Genomic DNA, 16,385 nt, shown 5'->3' with positions numbered 1-16,385 from the left:
GGGGGTGCGTGCGTAGGTGTCGTGCGTGCGGGCGCGCGGGTCCGGCGCGGGTACGGAGAGGGGGCGGCGGCGGCCGCCACCCGCAGACGTGGGCGGCTCAGAAGTCGTCGAGGTCGAGCTCGTACCAGACGGTCTTGCCGCCGTCCTCGTGCGTCTCGATGCCCCACCGGCTCGACATCGCCTCGACGATCGCCATGCCCCGGCCGTTGGCCGAGTCGAGCTCGTTGTGCATCACGACGGGGCTGCGCTGGTTGCCGTCGCTGACCGAGACGCGCACCGCGATCTCGGTCTGCCGCAGCTGGACGCCGATCGCGCCCTCGGCCGGGCCGTGCAGCACGGCGTTGGCCAGCAGCTCGCTCGAGAGCAGCTCGAGCACCTGGTTCGCCATGCCGGTGATCCCGCGCTCGGCGGCGGTGCGCACCACCCAGTGCCGGCCGACGGCGACGGACTGCCGCTGGCCGGGCAGCACGATGCTGATGTGGTCGTCACCCTCGCCGTGGCCCGACCCGCCACCCGGGCCGGCCGGGTCCCCCGGGCCGCGCGGGATGTCGTCGGCGCCGTCAGCCGGCCCACTCTGCTGCGGGACCAGCCGCAGGGTGCTGCCGGACGACGTGCGTCTCGCACGGTCCGTCATGACTCACCCCCAGCTCCAGGTCCACGTCAGGCTATCCGACCAGGTGAACCCTTCCAGGGTGGCGCACCCGGCGGCACTCGGCGCGTCGAGCGCCGCAGTGGGGAGAGCGCGCCGAGCGCCGCCGTGGGGAGAGCGCGCCGAGCGCCGCAACCGTCACGGAAGGTCGATCATGCGGGGGATGCCCGCGGGGGCTGCGGCGGACAGCTCGAGGTACTTGGCCTCGGCCCGGTGCAGCCGCACGTGCTCGTCGAGCGTCCACGTGGGCCCGTTGCGCAGCACCGTCCCGCACGAGCACTCGAGCCAGACCGTGCCGTCAGGGTCCGCGCGCAGCGTGCCCACCGTGTAGTGCGTGGACCGTGCCCGGGCCTTGGCGTCGCGCAGGGCGGCCGAGACGGGCTCCTCGCCGGGGGTGCTGGTGTCGCTCACGCCCCAGATCTACCACGCGTGCACGGCACGTCCTACCGTCGGAGCATGTGCCGAAGCATCCACACCCTGCACAACCTCGCACCCGCGGCGACGGAGGACGAGGTCCACGCGGCCGCGCTCCAGTACGTCCGCAAGATCGCGGGGACCACGAAGCCGTCCCAGGCGAACTCGGCCGCGTTCGAGCGTGCTGTCGCCGAGGTCGAGCACGCGACGCGGCACCTGCTCGAAGCGCTCGTGACGAAGGCCCCGCCCAAGGACCGTGAGGTCGAGGCCGCCAAGCGTCGCGCCCGCGCCGCGACCCGGTACGCGCCGGCCTCCTGAGGGCCCGCTCCGCCCACCGCGCCACCAGCCGAGGGGTGAGCGGGGGTAGCGGCGGCTGAGGTGGTCTGAGGTGCCTCAGGCGAGCCTCAGGGCCTGCCTGAGGCTCAGGATCGGTCGTCCTCCCGATCCGGTGGCGGGCGCCTCAGCAGCACTGTGGGAGTCACGCAGGCACCCGGCCTGCACCCGCAGGAGGACGAGATGAGCTTCACGAGCTGGGGACCCGCGCTCGACGCCGAGGTCGCCTACCGCACGCAGGGCCTCCACGACGCCGCCGCGCGTCGCCGGGGCCCGCAGTCCGTCGCGATCGCCCCGCGCCGTCCGTGGCGCCGCAGGGCCGAGCGCGCCGCCCTCGCGACGGCGGCGCGTCCGCGACCCGTCGTCGCCCGGTGAGAGCACCCACCCCGACATCCGCACGGGCAACCGACGCGGGCGTCCGCACCGAGGCCGCGTCCGACGCAGGCGTCGGGCCCTCCGCAGCACCACCCGCGCAGGAGCCCGGCGTCGCGGCGGACGCGGCCTTCCCCGTGTCGGACGGCGCTGCCAGGATCGGGCCCATGAGCAGGGGAACCTCGGGCGGGCCGGGGACGGCGTTCGTGGGCCGCGACGAGCAGCTGGCGGCGCTCGCCGACGCGGTCGCACGCGCCTCCGCGGGCACGCCCGGGGCCGTGCTGCTGGGAGCGGACGCGGGCGTGGGGAAGACGCGGCTGCTCACCGAGGTCCTCACCCGTGCGACGGCGACCGGCGCCCGCGCCGTGGTCACGCACTGCGTGGACCTGGGCGACGTCGGGCTGCCGTACCTGCCGTTCGCCGAGGCGCTCGGGCGTCTGCGTGACGAGCCCGGGCTCGCGCACGTGGTCGAGGAGGTGCTCGCGGAGCGTCCGGCGCTCGCTCGCCTGCTCCCGGGCGCCGGCCCCGCCCCGGCCGACGACGGCGCGGCGCGGCTGTCCCTGTTCGACGCGATCGGCGCGGTGCTCGCCGGGGCGGGCCGCCCGGGTGCCCCGCTCGTGCTCGTCGTGGAGGACCTGCACTGGGCGGACGCGTCGAGCCGCGACGTACTGCGCTTCCTCATCTCGCGACTGCGGGGTGAGCACGTGCTGCTCGTCGCGAGCTACCGCACGGACGAGCTGCACCGGACGCACCCGCTGCGACCCGTGCTGGCCGAGCTCGCACGGCACCCACGGGTCGAGCGCCTCGAGCTGCCGGCCTTCACGCTCAGCGAGATGCGCACGTTTGCCGCGGCGGTCAACGGCTCACCGCTGCCGGAGCGCGCGCTGCGCCGGGTCCACGAGCGCTCCGAGGGCAACGCCTACTTCGCGGAGGAGCTCGTCGAGGCCGGGGCCGAGTCGATGGCCCTGCCCGGCTCGCTCGGGGACGTGCTGCGCTCACGCGTCGAGCAGGCCGCACCCGAGGTGCAGGTGCTCGCACGTGCGGCGTCCGTCGCGGGCCGCCGCGTGCGCGAGCCGCTGCTGCGCGCGGTCGTGACACCACGGCTGGGCGACGCGGGAGCCGTGGACGCGGCGCTGCGGGCCGCGGTCGCGGGCAACGTGCTGCACACGGAGGACGGCCGGCTGGCCTTCCGCCACGCGCTGCTCGCCGAGGCCGTCTACGCGGACCTCCTGCCGAGCGAGCAGCTGGGCCTGCACCAGGCCTACCTCGAGGCGATCACCGCAGAGCCCGCCCTGGGCTCGGCCGCCGAGCTCGCCCACCACGCACGGAACGCCAACGCGTGGGAGGTCACCGTCCGCGCGAGCCTCGACGCCGCGACCGAGGCGGCCCGCGTGCTCGCGCCCGTCGAGGAGATGCGGCACCTCAAGACCGCCCTGCACTACTGGGACGCCCTCCCTGGCTCGGCGGACCTGGGGACGGACCGCGCGGCGGTGCTCGAGCGCACCGTCGAGGCCGCGAGCCGCGCCGGGCGGCTCGACTTCGCGGTGGGCCTGGCCCGCGAGGCCGTGGATCTGACGCAGGGCGACACGGTGCGCAACGCCTGGATGCGCCTCGTCCTGGCGCGGGCACTGCTGGGGATCGACCGCAACGGCGAGGCCGTCGACCAGGCGTCGACCGCGCTCGAGCTGCTGGGGCCGGACGGGCCGGCCCTCGAGCGCGCCTGGGCGCATGCGGTGCTCGCCCGCTCGGCCCTCATCGACGACCGCGACGCCGTGGCGCACGAGGCCGCGACCGCCGCGGTCGAGGTCGCGCGCAGCGGCGGCGTCCCCGCGGCCGAGGCCGACGCGCTCGCCACCCTCGCGGTGCTCGTGGTGGACGACCCGACCCGCGCCGCGGAGCTGCTCGAGGTGGCCCGGCAGCGTGCGCACGAGGCCGGCGACGTCCTGACCGAGCAACGCTGCGCCTACAACCTCGCGACCACCGCGTACTACGCGGGTCGCCTCGAGGCCGCCGAGCGCGCGCTGACCGAGCTGCTCGAGCGCAGCGCCGCGACCGGGCTCACCTGGAGCGAGTTCGGGTTGTCCGCGCGCTTCTTCAGCGAGCTCGTGCGGTACGCGCGGGGCGACCTCTCGGCGATGTCGCTGCCCCTCGACGAGCTGCCGCCGGTGTTCGCCGAGCTGTTCTCCGCCGTCGGCCTCTACGGCGCCACGGCCCGGGGTGACGACGCCGTCGAGCTGGGGCTGCGGCTCGCCGAGCCCGGGGGCGACGCCCAGGTGGTGCTGCTCGCGGGCGGGTGCACCATCGACGCGCTCACCTGGCAGGGCCGCCACGACGAGGCCGTCGAGCTGGGTTCACAGCTCATGGAGCACCTGGTGGCCCGGTGGGACGACTACTTCCTGGGCGGGATCTGGCTCGCCGCGCTGTCGCTCGGTGCCCTCGCCGACGCCGCCGCCGTCGAGCGCCTCTCGGGGGCGAGCACCGTCGAATGGCAGCGCCGTGGCGCCGAGCTCCTGCGCCTCGCCGAGGAGACCGCCGAACGAGGCCGCCCCCGCGGCGGTCGCCTGGGCCCCGAGGGACGCGCCTGGCTCGCGCGGGCCCGCGCCGAGGCCGCGCGGCTGCGGCAGGCGGACGACGCGACCGCGCTGTGGGCCGCCACGGTCGCGGAGTTCGACTACGGCTACCGGTACGAGGTCGCGCGCAGCAGGTGGCGCTGGGCCGAGGCCGCGCTGGCGCAGGGCGACCGCGTGACAGCGACCGAGCAGGCGGGGACGGCTCTCGCCGAGGCGGTCGCGATGGGCGCGGGGCCGCTGCGCACGGCCGTGCAGACCCTCGCGCGCCGCGCACGGCTCGACCTGCCGGGCGCGCGCACCGCGGGCGAGGTGCTCACGGCACGCGAGCAGGAGGTCCTCACCCTCGTGGCCCGCGGGCTCACGAACCGGCAGATCGGCGAGCAGCTGTTCATCAGCGGCAAGACGGTGAGCGTGCACGTGTCCAACCTGCTGGCCAAGCTCGGCGTCTCGGGCCGCGCCGAGGCCGTCGCCGCCGCGCACCGCCGCGGGCTGCTGGACCCTGCCGTGGTCACCGCGGACGCACGCGGATAGCGTGACCGGATGGCCGCCCGAGCGTCGAGTCCCGCCGTCGAGATCGAGGCGGACGGTCGCGCCGTCCGCGTGAGCAGCCCGGACCGCGTGGTCTTCCCCCAGCGGGGCCTGACCAAGCTCGACGTCGTGAAGTACTTCGTCGCGGTGGGACCCGGCATCCTCGGTGCCCTGCGTGACCGGCCCACCACGCTCGAACGCTGGCCCAAGGGTGTGTTCGAGGGTGCACGGCTGTCCACCCGCACCGACAACAGCGGCGACGCGTTCTACCAGAAGCGCCTTCCGCGCGGCGCGCCCGAGTGGGTCGAGACCGCGACCATCGCGTTCCCGAGCGGACGCACCGCCGACGAGGTGTGCCCCACCGAGCTCGCCGTCGTCGCCTGGGCCGCGAACCTCGGCACCCTGACGTTCCACCCCTGGCCCGTGCGCTCGGCCGACGTCGAGGCACCCGACCAGCTGCGCATCGACCTCGACCCCCAGCCGGGCACCGACTTCGACGACGCCGTGCGCGTGGCTCCCGAGGTGCGTGCGCTGCTGCACGAGCTCGGCATGGAGGGCTGGCCCAAGACGTCGGGCGGGCGCGGGCTGCACGTGTTCGTGCCGATCGAGCCCCGCTGGAGCTTCACGCAGGCGCGCCGCGCCACCATCGCGCTCGGACGCGAGATCGAACGCCGCATGCCCGAGCAGGTCACCATGAAGTGGTGGAAGGAGGAGCGCGGGCAGAAGATCTTCGTCGACTACAACCAGATGGCGCGCGACCGCACGATCGCCTCCGCATACTCGATCCGGGCCAACCCCCGCGCGACCGTGTCGATGCCGCTGCGCTGGGACGAGATCGGCGACGTGCACCCGGACGACTTCGACGTGCTCACCGCGCCCGCGAGGTTCGCCGAGCTCGGTGACCTCTACGAGCCGCTCAGCGCCCCCGCGGCGCCCGGAGACCAGCGGCCCGCCTACTCGCTCGAGCCGCTGCTCGAGATGGCGGACCGCGACGAGCGCGACCACGGCCACGAGGACCTGCCCTACCCGCCCGAGTACCCGAAGATGCCCGGCGAGCCCAAGCGCGTGCAGCCCAGCCGGGACCGCGACCGCAAGGCCGCCGACGACTGACTCACCAGGGCGGAGGCGCTGTGCTCACCGGAGCGCCGGAGGCGCTGTGCTCACCGGAGCGCCGGAGGCGCTGTGCTCCCGCGGACCACGAGCTCCGTCCCCAGCACCACGTCGGCCGGCTGCTCGGCCGAGCCCGCGCGGTGCAGGGCGATCGCGTCGAGCAGGGTCGCGGCGGCGCGGCGACCCTTGTCGGTGACGTCCTGGCGGATCGTCGTCAGCGGCGGCGTGGTGCGGCGCGCCCGGCCCGCGTCGTCGAAGCCGACCACGGAGACGTCGTCGGGCACGGTCAGGCCCATCTCGCGGGCTGCCTGCAGCACGCCCGCGGCCATCTCGTCCGAGAAGCAGAGCACCGCCGTCGGACGATCGACGCCGTCGAGCAGGAGCCGGCCGGCCTCGCGGCCGGCCTCGACGCTGTTGTCGCGCACCTGGGCGAGCACACCGTGGGCCCCGCCCGCCTCGAGGGTCGCGAACCAGCCCTCGACCCGACCACGCGACACCGAGTCCCCCGAGGCCTCGTGCGGCCCCGCGAGCAGCCCGTGCGGACCGTCGAACGCCTGCGTGAGCACGCCCACACGCACATGCCCCAGGTCCAGCAGGTGCTGCGCACCCTGCCGCGCGGCCTCGCGCTCGTCGAGCGTGACCGTGGCGCTCCCGGACACCGCCGGGCGGTCCACGAACACCAGCGGCAGGCGACGCCGGACCAGCCAGTCCATCGCGGGGGCGTTGTCGGGTGCCGCGTAGATGAGGGCGCCGTCGAGCGGTACGTCACGGGCCGGCACCACGTCCCGCGAGCCGTAGGAGGGCAGCAGCGTCACCGCGAGCCCCGTCGGCGCGAGCTCCTGCGCCACGGCGCTGAAGAACTCGACGGAGTGCTCACCGCTGAACACCGACGCCATCGACTGCGTGAGGAGCACCCCGATGGCGCCCGTGGTGCCACGGGCGAGGGCCCTCGCGGCGGGGTCGGGACCCACGTAGCCGAGCTCCTCGGCGCGCGCGAGGATGGTCGCGCGCAGGGTTGCCGAGAGCTGGTCCGGTCGGGAGAACGCGTTCGACACGGTCATCCGGGACACCCCGACGTCGTCCGCGATGGTCTGCAGCGTGACGCGCCGGCGTCCACGACCTGAGGGCATGCTCCCAGCGTAGGGCGGCGCACCCGCCGCGCGACCGGCCGTCACCGGCTGCCGCCGGCCACCTCGCGGCACGCGGTGGTGCCCACCACGCCCGTGGTGCGCAGCACGTCGCGCTCCTCCGACCACCTGCTCGACGGCGACCCCTCGAGCGCGTCGGCGGCGCGCGCCCGCCCCAGGTTCCAGCCGAGCGCACCGTCACGCGCCTCGGGATCGGCGGCACGGGCTGCGGCCGACCACGCCGGGGCCTCGTCGAGCAGGCACGAGCGCCAGGTCCCGTCGAGGCCTGCGGCCACCGGCACGGCGTCGGCCGACAGGCCGTGCAGGTAGGCGACGTCCACGCCCGTCTCGAGGTCGGCGTCCGCGTTGTGGCGCAGGATCATCGCGTCCGGGTTGACGGCCGCCAGCGTGAGGGCCGCGACCGCGACCACCTGCACGAGCGAACGGACCAACCACCGCCCCGACGTCAGCCCGGCCACCACCACCAGCACGACGACGACCGCCAGCACCACCTCACCGAAGGTGGCGAGCACCCGCAGCCGCGTGAGACCGAAGGCCTCGACGTACAGGTCCATGCGGCGCAGGGCGGAGGCCACCACGCCGAGCGTGCCGAGTGCGAGGGCGCCGAGCGTGACGCTCACCAGGAGGATGTCCTGCTGTGAGCCCCGCGGTGCGTACCGGACCGCGAGGGTCACGACCACCACGGTGAGCGCGGTCACCGCGACCAGCTGCCCGAAGCCCTCGCGGGCGTACTCGGCGTGCGTGAGGCCGACGGTCTCGAGCACGTGCGCGTGGCCCCCGCGCAGGGCCGCGAGCTGCACCGCGACGAACCCGAGCACCAGCACGTCGAGCGCGACCAGCGGCAGGAGCCACTCCCCGCGGCGGGCCGGTCGACCGGCCGGCGCCTGAGCCCGTGACCAGTCGGGCGGGGCGAGGGCCAGGTGGGCGAGCGTCGCGACCAGGCCCGCCACGACGACGGCGACCGCGATCCGGGCGGGCAGGAGCGGGCCGGAGAACCGCGGCAGGTAGCTCGCGAACACCGGGTCGGCGCTCGAGAGCAGCAGGCCGAAGACCACGAGCAGGCCCACCGTGACGGCGACGCTGCGCACGGCCACGAGCACCTGGTCGCGCCGCGCCCCCGCACGGGCACCGAGCCCGTGCCGCAGCCACGGCACCGCGCGCAACGCCCCGGCCGCAGCGGCGACCGGCGAGAGCAGCGCCGCGAGGCCGGTGCGGGCGCCGGTGATCGTCACCGCCGCGGCCGCGAGGGCGACGAGCACGCACACCGCGACCACCCAGTCGGCGTCGCGCACCGCGACCACCCCGATCAGCGCGACCACGAGCGCGAGGGTCACCAGGTCGACGATCGCGCGCCGACGCGCCAGCACCGGGACGGCACCCGCCCACACGCCGAGGCCCAGCAGCGCGACGCCGAGGCCTGGCCGGTGCCCGACGACGAGCACCCCGCCGAGCGCCCCCACGACGCCCGAGGTGACGAGGACCGGCGTCGGCACCGGCGCGCGCCGCGCCGACCAGAACTCGTGCACCGGGCCGCTCGGGGGGCCCGTCCTGGGGAGCGCCGTCGTCGGCCCCGGCAGGGCCGTGACCTGCACCGCAGGGGCTGAAGGGACCGGTTCAGGAGGGTGCGGGGAGCTCATGGCCCCGACAGTAGGGACGGCGGCCCACGCGTGGGGGCGACCGGCGCGGACGTCCCGTGCAGGTCCGGTGGGCAGCCGTGGAGGTCGGGTGCAGAGCCGCTCCCGAGGCGTCGCCGGCGCGACCGGCGTGGGTGGGAAGACGACGCGAGCCCGGTCCGTGGGACCGGGCTCGGCGTGGTCGGAGCCGCCTAAGGGAATCGAACCCTTGACCTTCTCATTACGAGTGAGACGCTCTGCCGACTGAGCTAAGGCGGCGTGCCGGGCGCGCTCGCGCGACGGGCGGGGACCACTGTACCGACCCCGCGCCCTCCCACCAAAGCGACCCGGGCCGGTCAGCAGGTCAGGCCGTCCTCCGGGACCGTGCCGTCGACGAGGTAGGCGTCGACGGCGTCGGTGACGCAGGCGTTCGAGCGCAGGTAGGCGGTGTGCCCCTCGCCCTCCCAGGTCACGAGCACGCCCGAGGACAGCTGCTCGGCGAGCGAGACGCTCCACGCGTACGGCGTCGCTGGGTCGCCCGTGGTGCCCACGACGACGATCGGTGCGGCGCCGTCGGCCGCGATCGGTCCGCGCTCGCCCGTCGACGGGACGGCCCACCCGTCGCAGCCCACGTCGGTCGCGAAGAAGCGACCGAGGGTGGGCGCGACCTCCTCGATCGCCGCCGTGCGCTCGGCGAGGGCGGCCGCGTCCATGCGCTCGGAGGGGTAGTCGAGGCAGTTGATCGCCGTGAAGGCGACCATCGTGTTGTCGAGGTAGTCGCCGTCCGCGGTGCGGGAGAGGTAGTCGTTCGCGAACGCGAGCAGCAGCGCGCCCGTGTCCGTGGTGAGCGCCTCCTCGAGACCCGCGGTCAGCGCGGGCCAGTCCGCGTCGTTGTAGAGCGTGCGGACGATGCCGTAGACGGCGAGCGTCGCGTTGAGCGGCACCCCGCCCTCGGTGTCGAGCGGCTGCTGGGCGGTGCGCTCGACGAGCCGCGCGATCTGCTGCATGCCCTCGTCCGTCGAGCCGCGCAGCGGGCAGCCGTTGCCCGCCTGGCAGTCCTCGACGTAGGCGCGCAGTGCGGCCTCGAACCCCTCGGCCTGACCCACCGAGAGCTGCTCGGAGCTGATCGACGGGTCGAGGGCGCCGTCGAGCAGCATGCGCCCCACGCGCTCGGGGAACAGCTCGGCGTAGGTCGCGCCCAGGAACGTGCCGTACGAGAAGCCCGCGTAGTGCAGCTGCTCGTCGCCCAGCAGCGCGCGCAGCAGGTCGAGGTCGCGCGCGGCGCTCACGGTGTCGACGTGGCCCAGCAGCGGGCCGGTCGCCGCGAGGCACCCCTCCGAGAACGCGGCGACACGTGCACGGGCCGCCTCGACGTCGGCGTCGTCCTCGAGGGGCGGCACGTCGAGGAAGAAGTCGTCGAGCACCGAGCCGTCACCGCAGTCCACGGCCGACGACGCCCCCACCCCGCGCGGGTCGAAGCCCACGAGGTCGAAGGCCTCGCGCACGGGCTCGCCGAACGCGGCCCCGGCGCCCTCGAGGAACTCGATGCCGGACGACCCGGGCCCCCCGGGGTTCAGCAGCAGCGAGCCCACACGTGCGTCGTCGGGACCGGTCGCGAGCGAGCGGCTCATCGCGAGCTCGATGCTCCCCGCCCCCGGGTCGTCCCAGTCGAGCGGGGCCTGGACGACGGCGCACTCGAGGTCACCGCACTCCTCCCACGCGACCTCCTGGCCGTAGTAGGCCTCGATCCCGCCCTCGACCGGGGCCTGGGTCTGACCGTCGGCGTCCACGGTGGGCGGTGTGGTCTGCTCCTTGGGCGCGACGCACCCCGCGAGCAGCAGGGCACCGGCGCCGACGACGGCCGCGGCACGGACGTGCGGGCGGGGACGAGGACGGCGGAGGGCGGGCACGGGAGGGGCGTCGAGCGGCACGGGCCAACGGTAGCCAACCGGAGGGACCATCCCGGCACGGCACACAGCATCTCCCCATGCCGAGGGGCGGGCTCGCGACCGGGGCCTGTGCTCGTGACCGGCCGTCAGGCCTGCGGGCGCAGCGCGACGGCCATGGCCTCCATCGCGAGCAGGGGCGCCACGTTGCCCTCGAGGCGCGTGCGGGCCTCGGCGATCGCGTCCATCCGGTGCACCGACTGCTCGGGCGTGCTGCTCTCGGCGAGCGTGCGCACAGCCTCCTCGTGGCTCGCGTTGACCAGCGCGACGTCCGCCCCGAGCTGGACCACGAGCACGTCGCGGAACAGCGAGAGAAGGTCGAGCAGCGCGCGGTCGAGCACGTCGCGCTGCGCCCTGGTCGCGCGGCGCTTCTGGTCGTCCTCGAGCTGACGCACCTGCGCACGCAGGCTCGGCGGCAGGGTCCCGCCGCCGTCGGCGCCGAGCGTGTGCAGCAGCGCGGACTTCTCGGCCGCGTCCCTGTCCGCCGTCGCGGCCTTCGCCTCCGCCTGCGCGACCTCGACCAGGTCCGCCGCCGCGAGCACCGCGTCACCCACGCCGCGGATCGACGACGCGAGGCGCAGCGTTCGGTCGCGCCGCTCGCGCGCGTCGGGGTCGCGGGCGAGGCGGCGCGCGAGGCCGATGTGGCTCTGCGCGGCCCGCGCCGCGACCTCGGCGACCTCGGGGGCCACGCCGTCGCGCTGCACGAGCAGACGCGCGACGTCCTCGACCGGCGGGACGCGCAGCGCGACCCCGCGGCACCGGGACCGGATGGTCACCACGACGTCCTGCGGGCTCGGCGCGCACAGCAGCCAGACCGTGCGCGGCGGAGGTTCCTCGATCGCCTTGAGCAGCACGTTCGACGTGCGCTCGACCATGCGGTCGGCGTCCTCGACGAGGATCACGCGCCAGCGCCCCTGCGACGGCGAGCGCTGCGCGAGGCCGATGAGGTCACGCACCTCGTCGATGCTGATCGTCACCTTCTCGGTGCGCACCACCGTCACGTCGGCGTGCGTGCCCGCGAGCGCCGTGGCGCACGCCTGGCAGTGGCCGCACCCGCCCTGCGGGCACTGGAGCGCCGCGGCGAACGCGCGCGCGGCGTTGGAGCGTCCCGACCCGGGCGGGCCCGTGAGCAGCCACGCATGCGTCATCGCCGTCTGGTCGGCCGCCGCCGCCCGCAGCACCTCGACCGCGGCGGGCTGACCCACCACGTCGTCCCAGACGCTCACGGCGACCCCACCGCCGGGACGCCCAGCTGCTCGAGCAGCACCGCGACGCGCTCACGCACCGCGGCCTGCACCTCCTCACGCGGCCGTGCGGCGTCGAGCACGAGCCAGCGCGTCCCGCCCGCGGCCGCGCGGTCCAGGTAGGCCCGCCGGGTGCGGCGGTGGAACTCGGCCCCGGCCCGCTCGAGCCGGTCCGGGGCGCCGCTGAGCCGTGTGAGGCCGACGTCCGGGTCGAGGTCGAGCAGCACCGTCAGGTCCGGCAGCAGGCCCTCGGTCGCCCACAGCGAGAGCCGCTCGACCTCCTCGGTCCCGAGTGCGCGACCGTCCCCCTGGTACGCGACCGACGAGTCGAGGTAGCGGTCCGTGAGCACCACCGCGCCGCGCTCGAGGGCGGGGCGCACGACGCTCGCGACGTGGTGCGCGCGGTCCGTCGCGTAGAGCAGCGCCTCCGTGCGCGGGCTCACGTCCTCCCCGTGCAGGACGGCGTCCCGCAGGGCCTGACCGAGCGTGGTGCCACCGGGCTCTCGCGTGCGGACGACCTCGACACCACGCTGCTCGAGCCACTCCGCGAGGAGGCTGAGCTGGGTCGACTTGCCCACGCCGTCGCCACCCTCGAACGACACGAAGACCCCGCGGTGGTCGCGACGGGGCACGGGCAGGGCGTCGGTCACGCGCTCACGCTAGTCGGCACGGCCGACACGTCACTCACCCGGGTAGCGCACGCCCACCTGGCGCCGCACCTCGTCGAGCGTGCGCATCACCGCGAGCGAGTCCTCGAGCGTGATCGACTCGCTCTCGAGCGAGCCCTCGGCCACGCAGCGCGCGACCTCGGCGGCCTGGTACTGGAAGCCACCGTCGACGGGCTGGGAGAACGTGCGTCGGCTGCCGTCGTCTCGGACCACTGTGAAGCTCGTGGGCCGGTAGAAGTCGCTCGCGACCTCGATGCGCCCCTCGGTGCCGCCGATGACCGCCGTCGTCGCGGTGCGCGACCACAGCGTCGTGTGCAGCGAGGCCTGGACGCGCTCGCCGTAGCCGAGCGCGATGCTGACCTGCCCGTCCACACCGGCGGGCGTGAGCGAGCCCGTCGCGACCACGCGGTCCGGGACGCCCAGCAGGTCGTGCGCGAACGAGACCGGGTACACGCCCAGGTCGAGCAGCGCGCCGCCGGCGAGCTCGGGGGCGTGCAGGCGGTGCGTCGCAGGCAGGTGCCCGAAGGCCTGGCCGTGGTCCGCGAGCAGCGAGACCACCTCACCGATCTCGCCGCGCTCGAGCACGCCGCGCAGCGCGACCACGTGCGGCAGGAACCGCGTCCACATGGCCTCCATCGCGAAGACCCGCTCCTCGTGCGCGGCCGTCACGACCTCCTGCGCCTCGGCGACGTTGCGCGTGAAGGCCTTCTCGACCAGCACGTGCTTGCCCGCGCGGATCGCGAGCAGCGCGTGCTCGTGGTGCCCCGAGTGCGGGGACGCGACGTACACGGCGTCCACCTGCGGGTCCGCGACCAGCTGCTCGTAGCTCGCGTACGCCGTCGGGATCCCGTACTGGTCCGCGAACGCCTGCGCACGCTCGGCGCTGCGCGATCCGACCGCGACGATGCGGCCGCGGGTGTGGTCGCGCACGGCGCGCGCGAACGTGTGGGCGATGCCGCCGGGCCCGAGCACCCCCCAGCGGATCGGAGGGGCGGTGCGGGGGTCGGGCGCGATCGTCATGGCGCTCACGCTAGCGGCTCACGCGCGTCCCGGCCGTAGGCTCTCACCCATGCCCGAGCGACAGGCCACGCGTCGGCACGTGGTGTGCTGCGGGCTCACGACGCTCGACGTCGTGCAGCACGTGGACCACGTGCCGGGGCCCGACGAGAAGGTCGTCGCGCGCGACCTGTGGGTCGCCGCCGGCGGTCCGGCCGCGAACGCCGCCGTCACCGCCGCCGCGCTCGGGGCCCGGGCCACCCTGGTGACCCGGATCGGCGACGGGCCGGTCGCCGACCTGGTCCGGGCGGACCTGCGGGCGCACGGCGTCGAGGTGCACGACCTCGCGGGGCCCGGCGCGACCCCCGCGGTCTCGACCGTGCTCGTGACCACCTCGACCGGCGAGCGCGCCGTCGTCTCGGTCAACGCGACGGGCCGGCCCGACGTCACCGCCGACGGCGGGGTCGCGACCACCGACCTGCCCGACGGCGTCGCGCGCACCCTCGCGGCCTGCGACGCCCTCCTGGTGGACGGCCACCACCTGGACCTCGCACTCGCCGCCGCGCGCCGTGCCCGCGACGCCGGTGCACCCGTGCTGCTCGACGGCGGCTCGTGGAAGCCCGGGCTCGAGCGCCTGCTGGCCGTGGTGGACGTCGCGGTGCTCTCGGCGGCGTTCCGCGCACCGGCCGCGTTGCCTGCGCCCGGGGGGCCCGACGACGACGCGGCGCCCAGCCGGCAGGCACGTGACCCGGACGGCGCGGGACTGCTCAGGGCCGTGCGCCGCGCGGGGCCCCGCCTGGTCGCGCGCTCCCAGGGCGGCGGACCGATCCAGGTGCTGGCCGACGACGACCCGGTCGACGGTCGGCTGCTCGAGGTGCGGGTGCCCGAGGTCCCGGTGCGCGACACGCTCGGCGCCGGTGACGTGCTGCACGGGGCCGCCCTCGCGTGGCTCGCGCAGCGTCCGGCGACCCGCCCGCTCGACGCTCCCGCGCTCGCCGACGGGCTCGCACGTGCGGCCGAGGTCGCGTCGTGGTCGTGCCGCACCGACGGCGCGCGCGGGTGGCTGGCCGACCACGACGCCGTCGGGCGCCTCGCGGCCCACGTGCGGGGCTGACCCCACGGTCTCCGACGTCCGGGGCGGGCGCGACCTCCCGGTCAGGCCGCGGCGGGCAGTGGCTGCCGCAGCGCGCTGCGGCCCTTCTCCCACGCCTCGATCACCTGCGCACCCACCAGCGCGTCGAGCGCCAGGCAGCACGCCGCACCCCACAGCACGTCGTCGAGCAGGTGCGGCTCGGCCTCGACCAGCCCGCCCGCGAGGTCGCGCGCCGCGATCTGCTCGTGCACCGCGTCGGCCTCGACGTGCTCGTCGAAGTAGAAGGTCGCGTCTTCGCCGTAGCCGAGGCGACGGAACCCGTTGCCGTACTTGCGGCACGGGATCGACGACGTCATCTCGAACGCCGCGAGATGCCCCACGATCGCTCCGCGCAGCCGCCGGTGGAGGCCGAACAGGCTCATCACGTTGACCGACGCGAGGGTCGCGGCGGTCGCGCGGTCCACGTAGGCCCCGTAGGTGTCGTCGAGGCCGAGCGCGCGCATGGTGCCCGCGAACAGCTCGCTGTGGATGTGCCCGGGGCGCCCGCCGCCGTACTCGTCGGCCTGCACCTCGACGAGCGCCGACTTGGCACGTCCGCTGAGCCGCGGCAGCGCCCAGCTGTGCGGGTCGGCCTCTTTGAGGTGGTAGATCGAGCGCTGGACCACGAACTCGTGCAGCTGCTCGTCCGTCGCGCGCTTCGCGACGTAGGTCGCGACGCTCGGCCCGTCGTCGGCGGCGGCGAGCTCGAACAGCCGGCGTGCGACCCCCTCGGCGTCGTCCCCCGCGCCGTCGGGCACCGGGACGTGTGAGCGGATCGCGGCCTCGAGGGCCCTCTCGAGCACGGCCCGCACGGCGAGCAGGCCGGGCGACCACTCCCACGACTCATCGACGCCGTCCACACCCCGGTAGTGCAGCTCGTACAGCGTGAAGAGCGTGACCTGGACGTCGTCGTCGGTGAGCACGTCGGGCGAGACGTCGACAGCGCGACGCGCGGCCTGCTCGAGCGCCGTCACGTCGGCGGGAGGTCCCGCGAGGGCCTCGAGCACCGCCGTGCTCAGCGGTCCGCGTGGCTCGGGTCGCTGCATCGTCGTTGACCTCCGACGTCGTCCCGGCGCACCGGGGCCGCGGCACCCGCCGCGACCTCCCGAGGTTCGCACCGGGCTGCGACCTCCGCACGCCGGGCGGGTCCGGCGCCACCCGTCGCAGGGCCCCGCGCCCGACGGCGTCCGTTCGCCGTGCGGTACCTGGAGGGCCGGGGTTGACTGCCGGTGTGACGATCCACGACCTCGCGGGGCGCGCCGCCGCGTCCCGCCCCACGGGCGGACGCACCGATCCGCCGACGACGACCACGCGTGTCCCCGCGACCGGGGCGACCGTCGAGGTGACCCCCGATGGCTGGGTCGACCTGACCGCGTGCCCGGACGGCCCCCTGCTGGTGCGCGGCGACGCCGAGATCCGCCTCGCCGACGGGTCCCCTGCGCCACGACGGCGCGCGACCGTCGCCCTGTGCCGCTGCGGCGCCACGGGGATCGCGCCGTTCTGCGACGGCAGCCACAAGGTGGTCGGCTTCCGCAGCGACCCCGCCGAGGACCACGCGATGTCGTCCGCGTGCGGCGGGTGCGACGCGCTGTGCCGGCGAGCGGGCGACGAGTCACCCGGGAAGCGGGACGCCTCGGTCGCCTGAGCCCGCGGCCGGTCGAC

The 16,385-nt window shown here is 75.7% G+C and carries 15 protein-coding genes and 1 tRNA gene; 6 read left to right on the top strand and 10 right to left on the bottom strand.

Annotated features, from left to right (window positions below):
• Window positions 1–97: 97 nt before the first annotated feature.
• Complete coding sequence (locus GXB85_RS14630) at window positions 98–634, bottom strand: ATP-binding protein (RefSeq protein ID WP_237728287.1); 537 nt, start codon at window positions 632–634, stop codon at window positions 98–100.
• A 153-nt stretch (window positions 635–787) separates the two neighbouring features.
• Window positions 788–1,060: a hypothetical protein gene (locus GXB85_RS14625; RefSeq protein ID WP_161918397.1), complete on the bottom strand. Its 273-nt coding sequence runs from the start codon at window positions 1,058–1,060 to the stop codon at window positions 788–790.
• A gap of 45 nt (window positions 1,061–1,105) precedes the next feature.
• Here GXB85_RS14625 and GXB85_RS14620 point away from each other — a divergent pair, with 45 nt between their 5' ends.
• From GXB85_RS14620 to ligD, 4 genes are all read left to right on the top strand, one after another.
• Complete coding sequence (locus GXB85_RS14620) at window positions 1,106–1,381, top strand: DUF2277 domain-containing protein (protein WP_161918396.1); 276 nt, start codon at window positions 1,106–1,108, stop codon at window positions 1,379–1,381.
• 153 nt (window positions 1,382–1,534) lie between these two features.
• Entirely contained in the window at window positions 1,535–1,771 is a 237-nt protein-coding gene (locus GXB85_RS14615) for a hypothetical protein (RefSeq protein ID WP_161918395.1), read from the top strand.
• Between the two features lie 164 nt (window positions 1,772–1,935).
• Window positions 1,936–4,869 (top strand): helix-turn-helix transcriptional regulator, encoded by a 2,934-nt coding sequence (locus tag GXB85_RS18675; protein WP_161918394.1) that lies wholly within the window; start codon window positions 1,936–1,938, stop codon window positions 4,867–4,869.
• A gap of 9 nt (window positions 4,870–4,878) precedes the next feature.
• On the top strand, window positions 4,879–5,976 hold the full coding sequence (gene ligD / locus GXB85_RS14605) for a non-homologous end-joining DNA ligase (RefSeq protein ID WP_161918393.1): 1,098 nt from the start codon (window positions 4,879–4,881) through the stop codon (window positions 5,974–5,976).
• A gap of 50 nt (window positions 5,977–6,026) precedes the next feature.
• On the opposite strand, the gene GXB85_RS14600 is transcribed toward ligD, so the two are convergent.
• From GXB85_RS14600 to GXB85_RS14570, 7 genes are all read right to left on the bottom strand, one after another.
• Entirely contained in the window at window positions 6,027–7,106 is a 1,080-nt protein-coding gene (locus tag GXB85_RS14600; protein ID WP_161918392.1) for a LacI family DNA-binding transcriptional regulator, read from the bottom strand.
• A gap of 41 nt (window positions 7,107–7,147) precedes the next feature.
• Window positions 7,148–8,761 (bottom strand): DUF4153 domain-containing protein, encoded by a 1,614-nt coding sequence (locus GXB85_RS14595; RefSeq protein WP_237728286.1) that lies wholly within the window; start codon window positions 8,759–8,761, stop codon window positions 7,148–7,150.
• 182 nt (window positions 8,762–8,943) lie between these two features.
• A tRNA-Thr gene (locus tag GXB85_RS14590) sits at window positions 8,944–9,016 on the bottom strand.
• A gap of 77 nt (window positions 9,017–9,093) precedes the next feature.
• Window positions 9,094–10,668: an alpha/beta hydrolase gene (locus GXB85_RS14585; RefSeq protein WP_370524265.1), complete on the bottom strand. Its 1,575-nt coding sequence runs from the start codon at window positions 10,666–10,668 to the stop codon at window positions 9,094–9,096.
• A gap of 104 nt (window positions 10,669–10,772) precedes the next feature.
• Window positions 10,773–11,909, bottom strand: a complete 1,137-nt coding sequence (locus tag GXB85_RS14580; RefSeq protein WP_161918390.1) for a DNA polymerase III subunit delta' — start codon at window positions 11,907–11,909, stop codon at window positions 10,773–10,775.
• Entirely contained in the window at window positions 11,906–12,577 is a 672-nt protein-coding gene (gene tmk / locus GXB85_RS14575) for a dTMP kinase (protein WP_370524264.1), read from the bottom strand. The genes GXB85_RS14580 and tmk overlap by 4 nt, the downstream gene beginning before the upstream one ends.
• A gap of 30 nt (window positions 12,578–12,607) precedes the next feature.
• The gene (locus GXB85_RS14570) at window positions 12,608–13,615 is read right to left on the bottom strand and encodes a Gfo/Idh/MocA family protein (protein ID WP_161918389.1); all 1,008 of its coding nucleotides are present in this window, start codon (window positions 13,613–13,615) and stop codon (window positions 12,608–12,610) included.
• A 49-nt stretch (window positions 13,616–13,664) separates the two neighbouring features.
• Here GXB85_RS14570 and GXB85_RS14565 point away from each other — a divergent pair, with 49 nt between their 5' ends.
• On the top strand, window positions 13,665–14,705 hold the full coding sequence (locus GXB85_RS14565) for a PfkB family carbohydrate kinase (protein ID WP_161918388.1): 1,041 nt from the start codon (window positions 13,665–13,667) through the stop codon (window positions 14,703–14,705).
• A gap of 41 nt (window positions 14,706–14,746) precedes the next feature.
• Here GXB85_RS14565 and GXB85_RS14560 read toward each other — a convergent pair whose 3' ends face one another.
• On the bottom strand, window positions 14,747–15,769 hold the full coding sequence (locus GXB85_RS14560; RefSeq protein WP_161918387.1) for an iron-containing redox enzyme family protein: 1,023 nt from the start codon (window positions 15,767–15,769) through the stop codon (window positions 14,747–14,749).
• 185 nt (window positions 15,770–15,954) lie between these two features.
• On the opposite strand from GXB85_RS14560, the gene GXB85_RS14555 reads away from it, so the two are divergent.
• Window positions 15,955–16,368: a CDGSH iron-sulfur domain-containing protein gene (locus GXB85_RS14555; protein ID WP_370524263.1), complete on the top strand. Its 414-nt coding sequence runs from the start codon at window positions 15,955–15,957 to the stop codon at window positions 16,366–16,368.
• Window positions 16,369–16,385: the final 17 nt, after the last annotated feature.

The organism is Cellulomonas sp. APG4 (genome assembly GCF_009996735.1).
GTDB lineage: Bacteria > Actinomycetota > Actinomycetes > Actinomycetales > Cellulomonadaceae > Actinotalea.
Note: the sequence above shows the minus strand (reverse complement) of the source record. Positions and strands in the feature narration are given on the sequence as shown.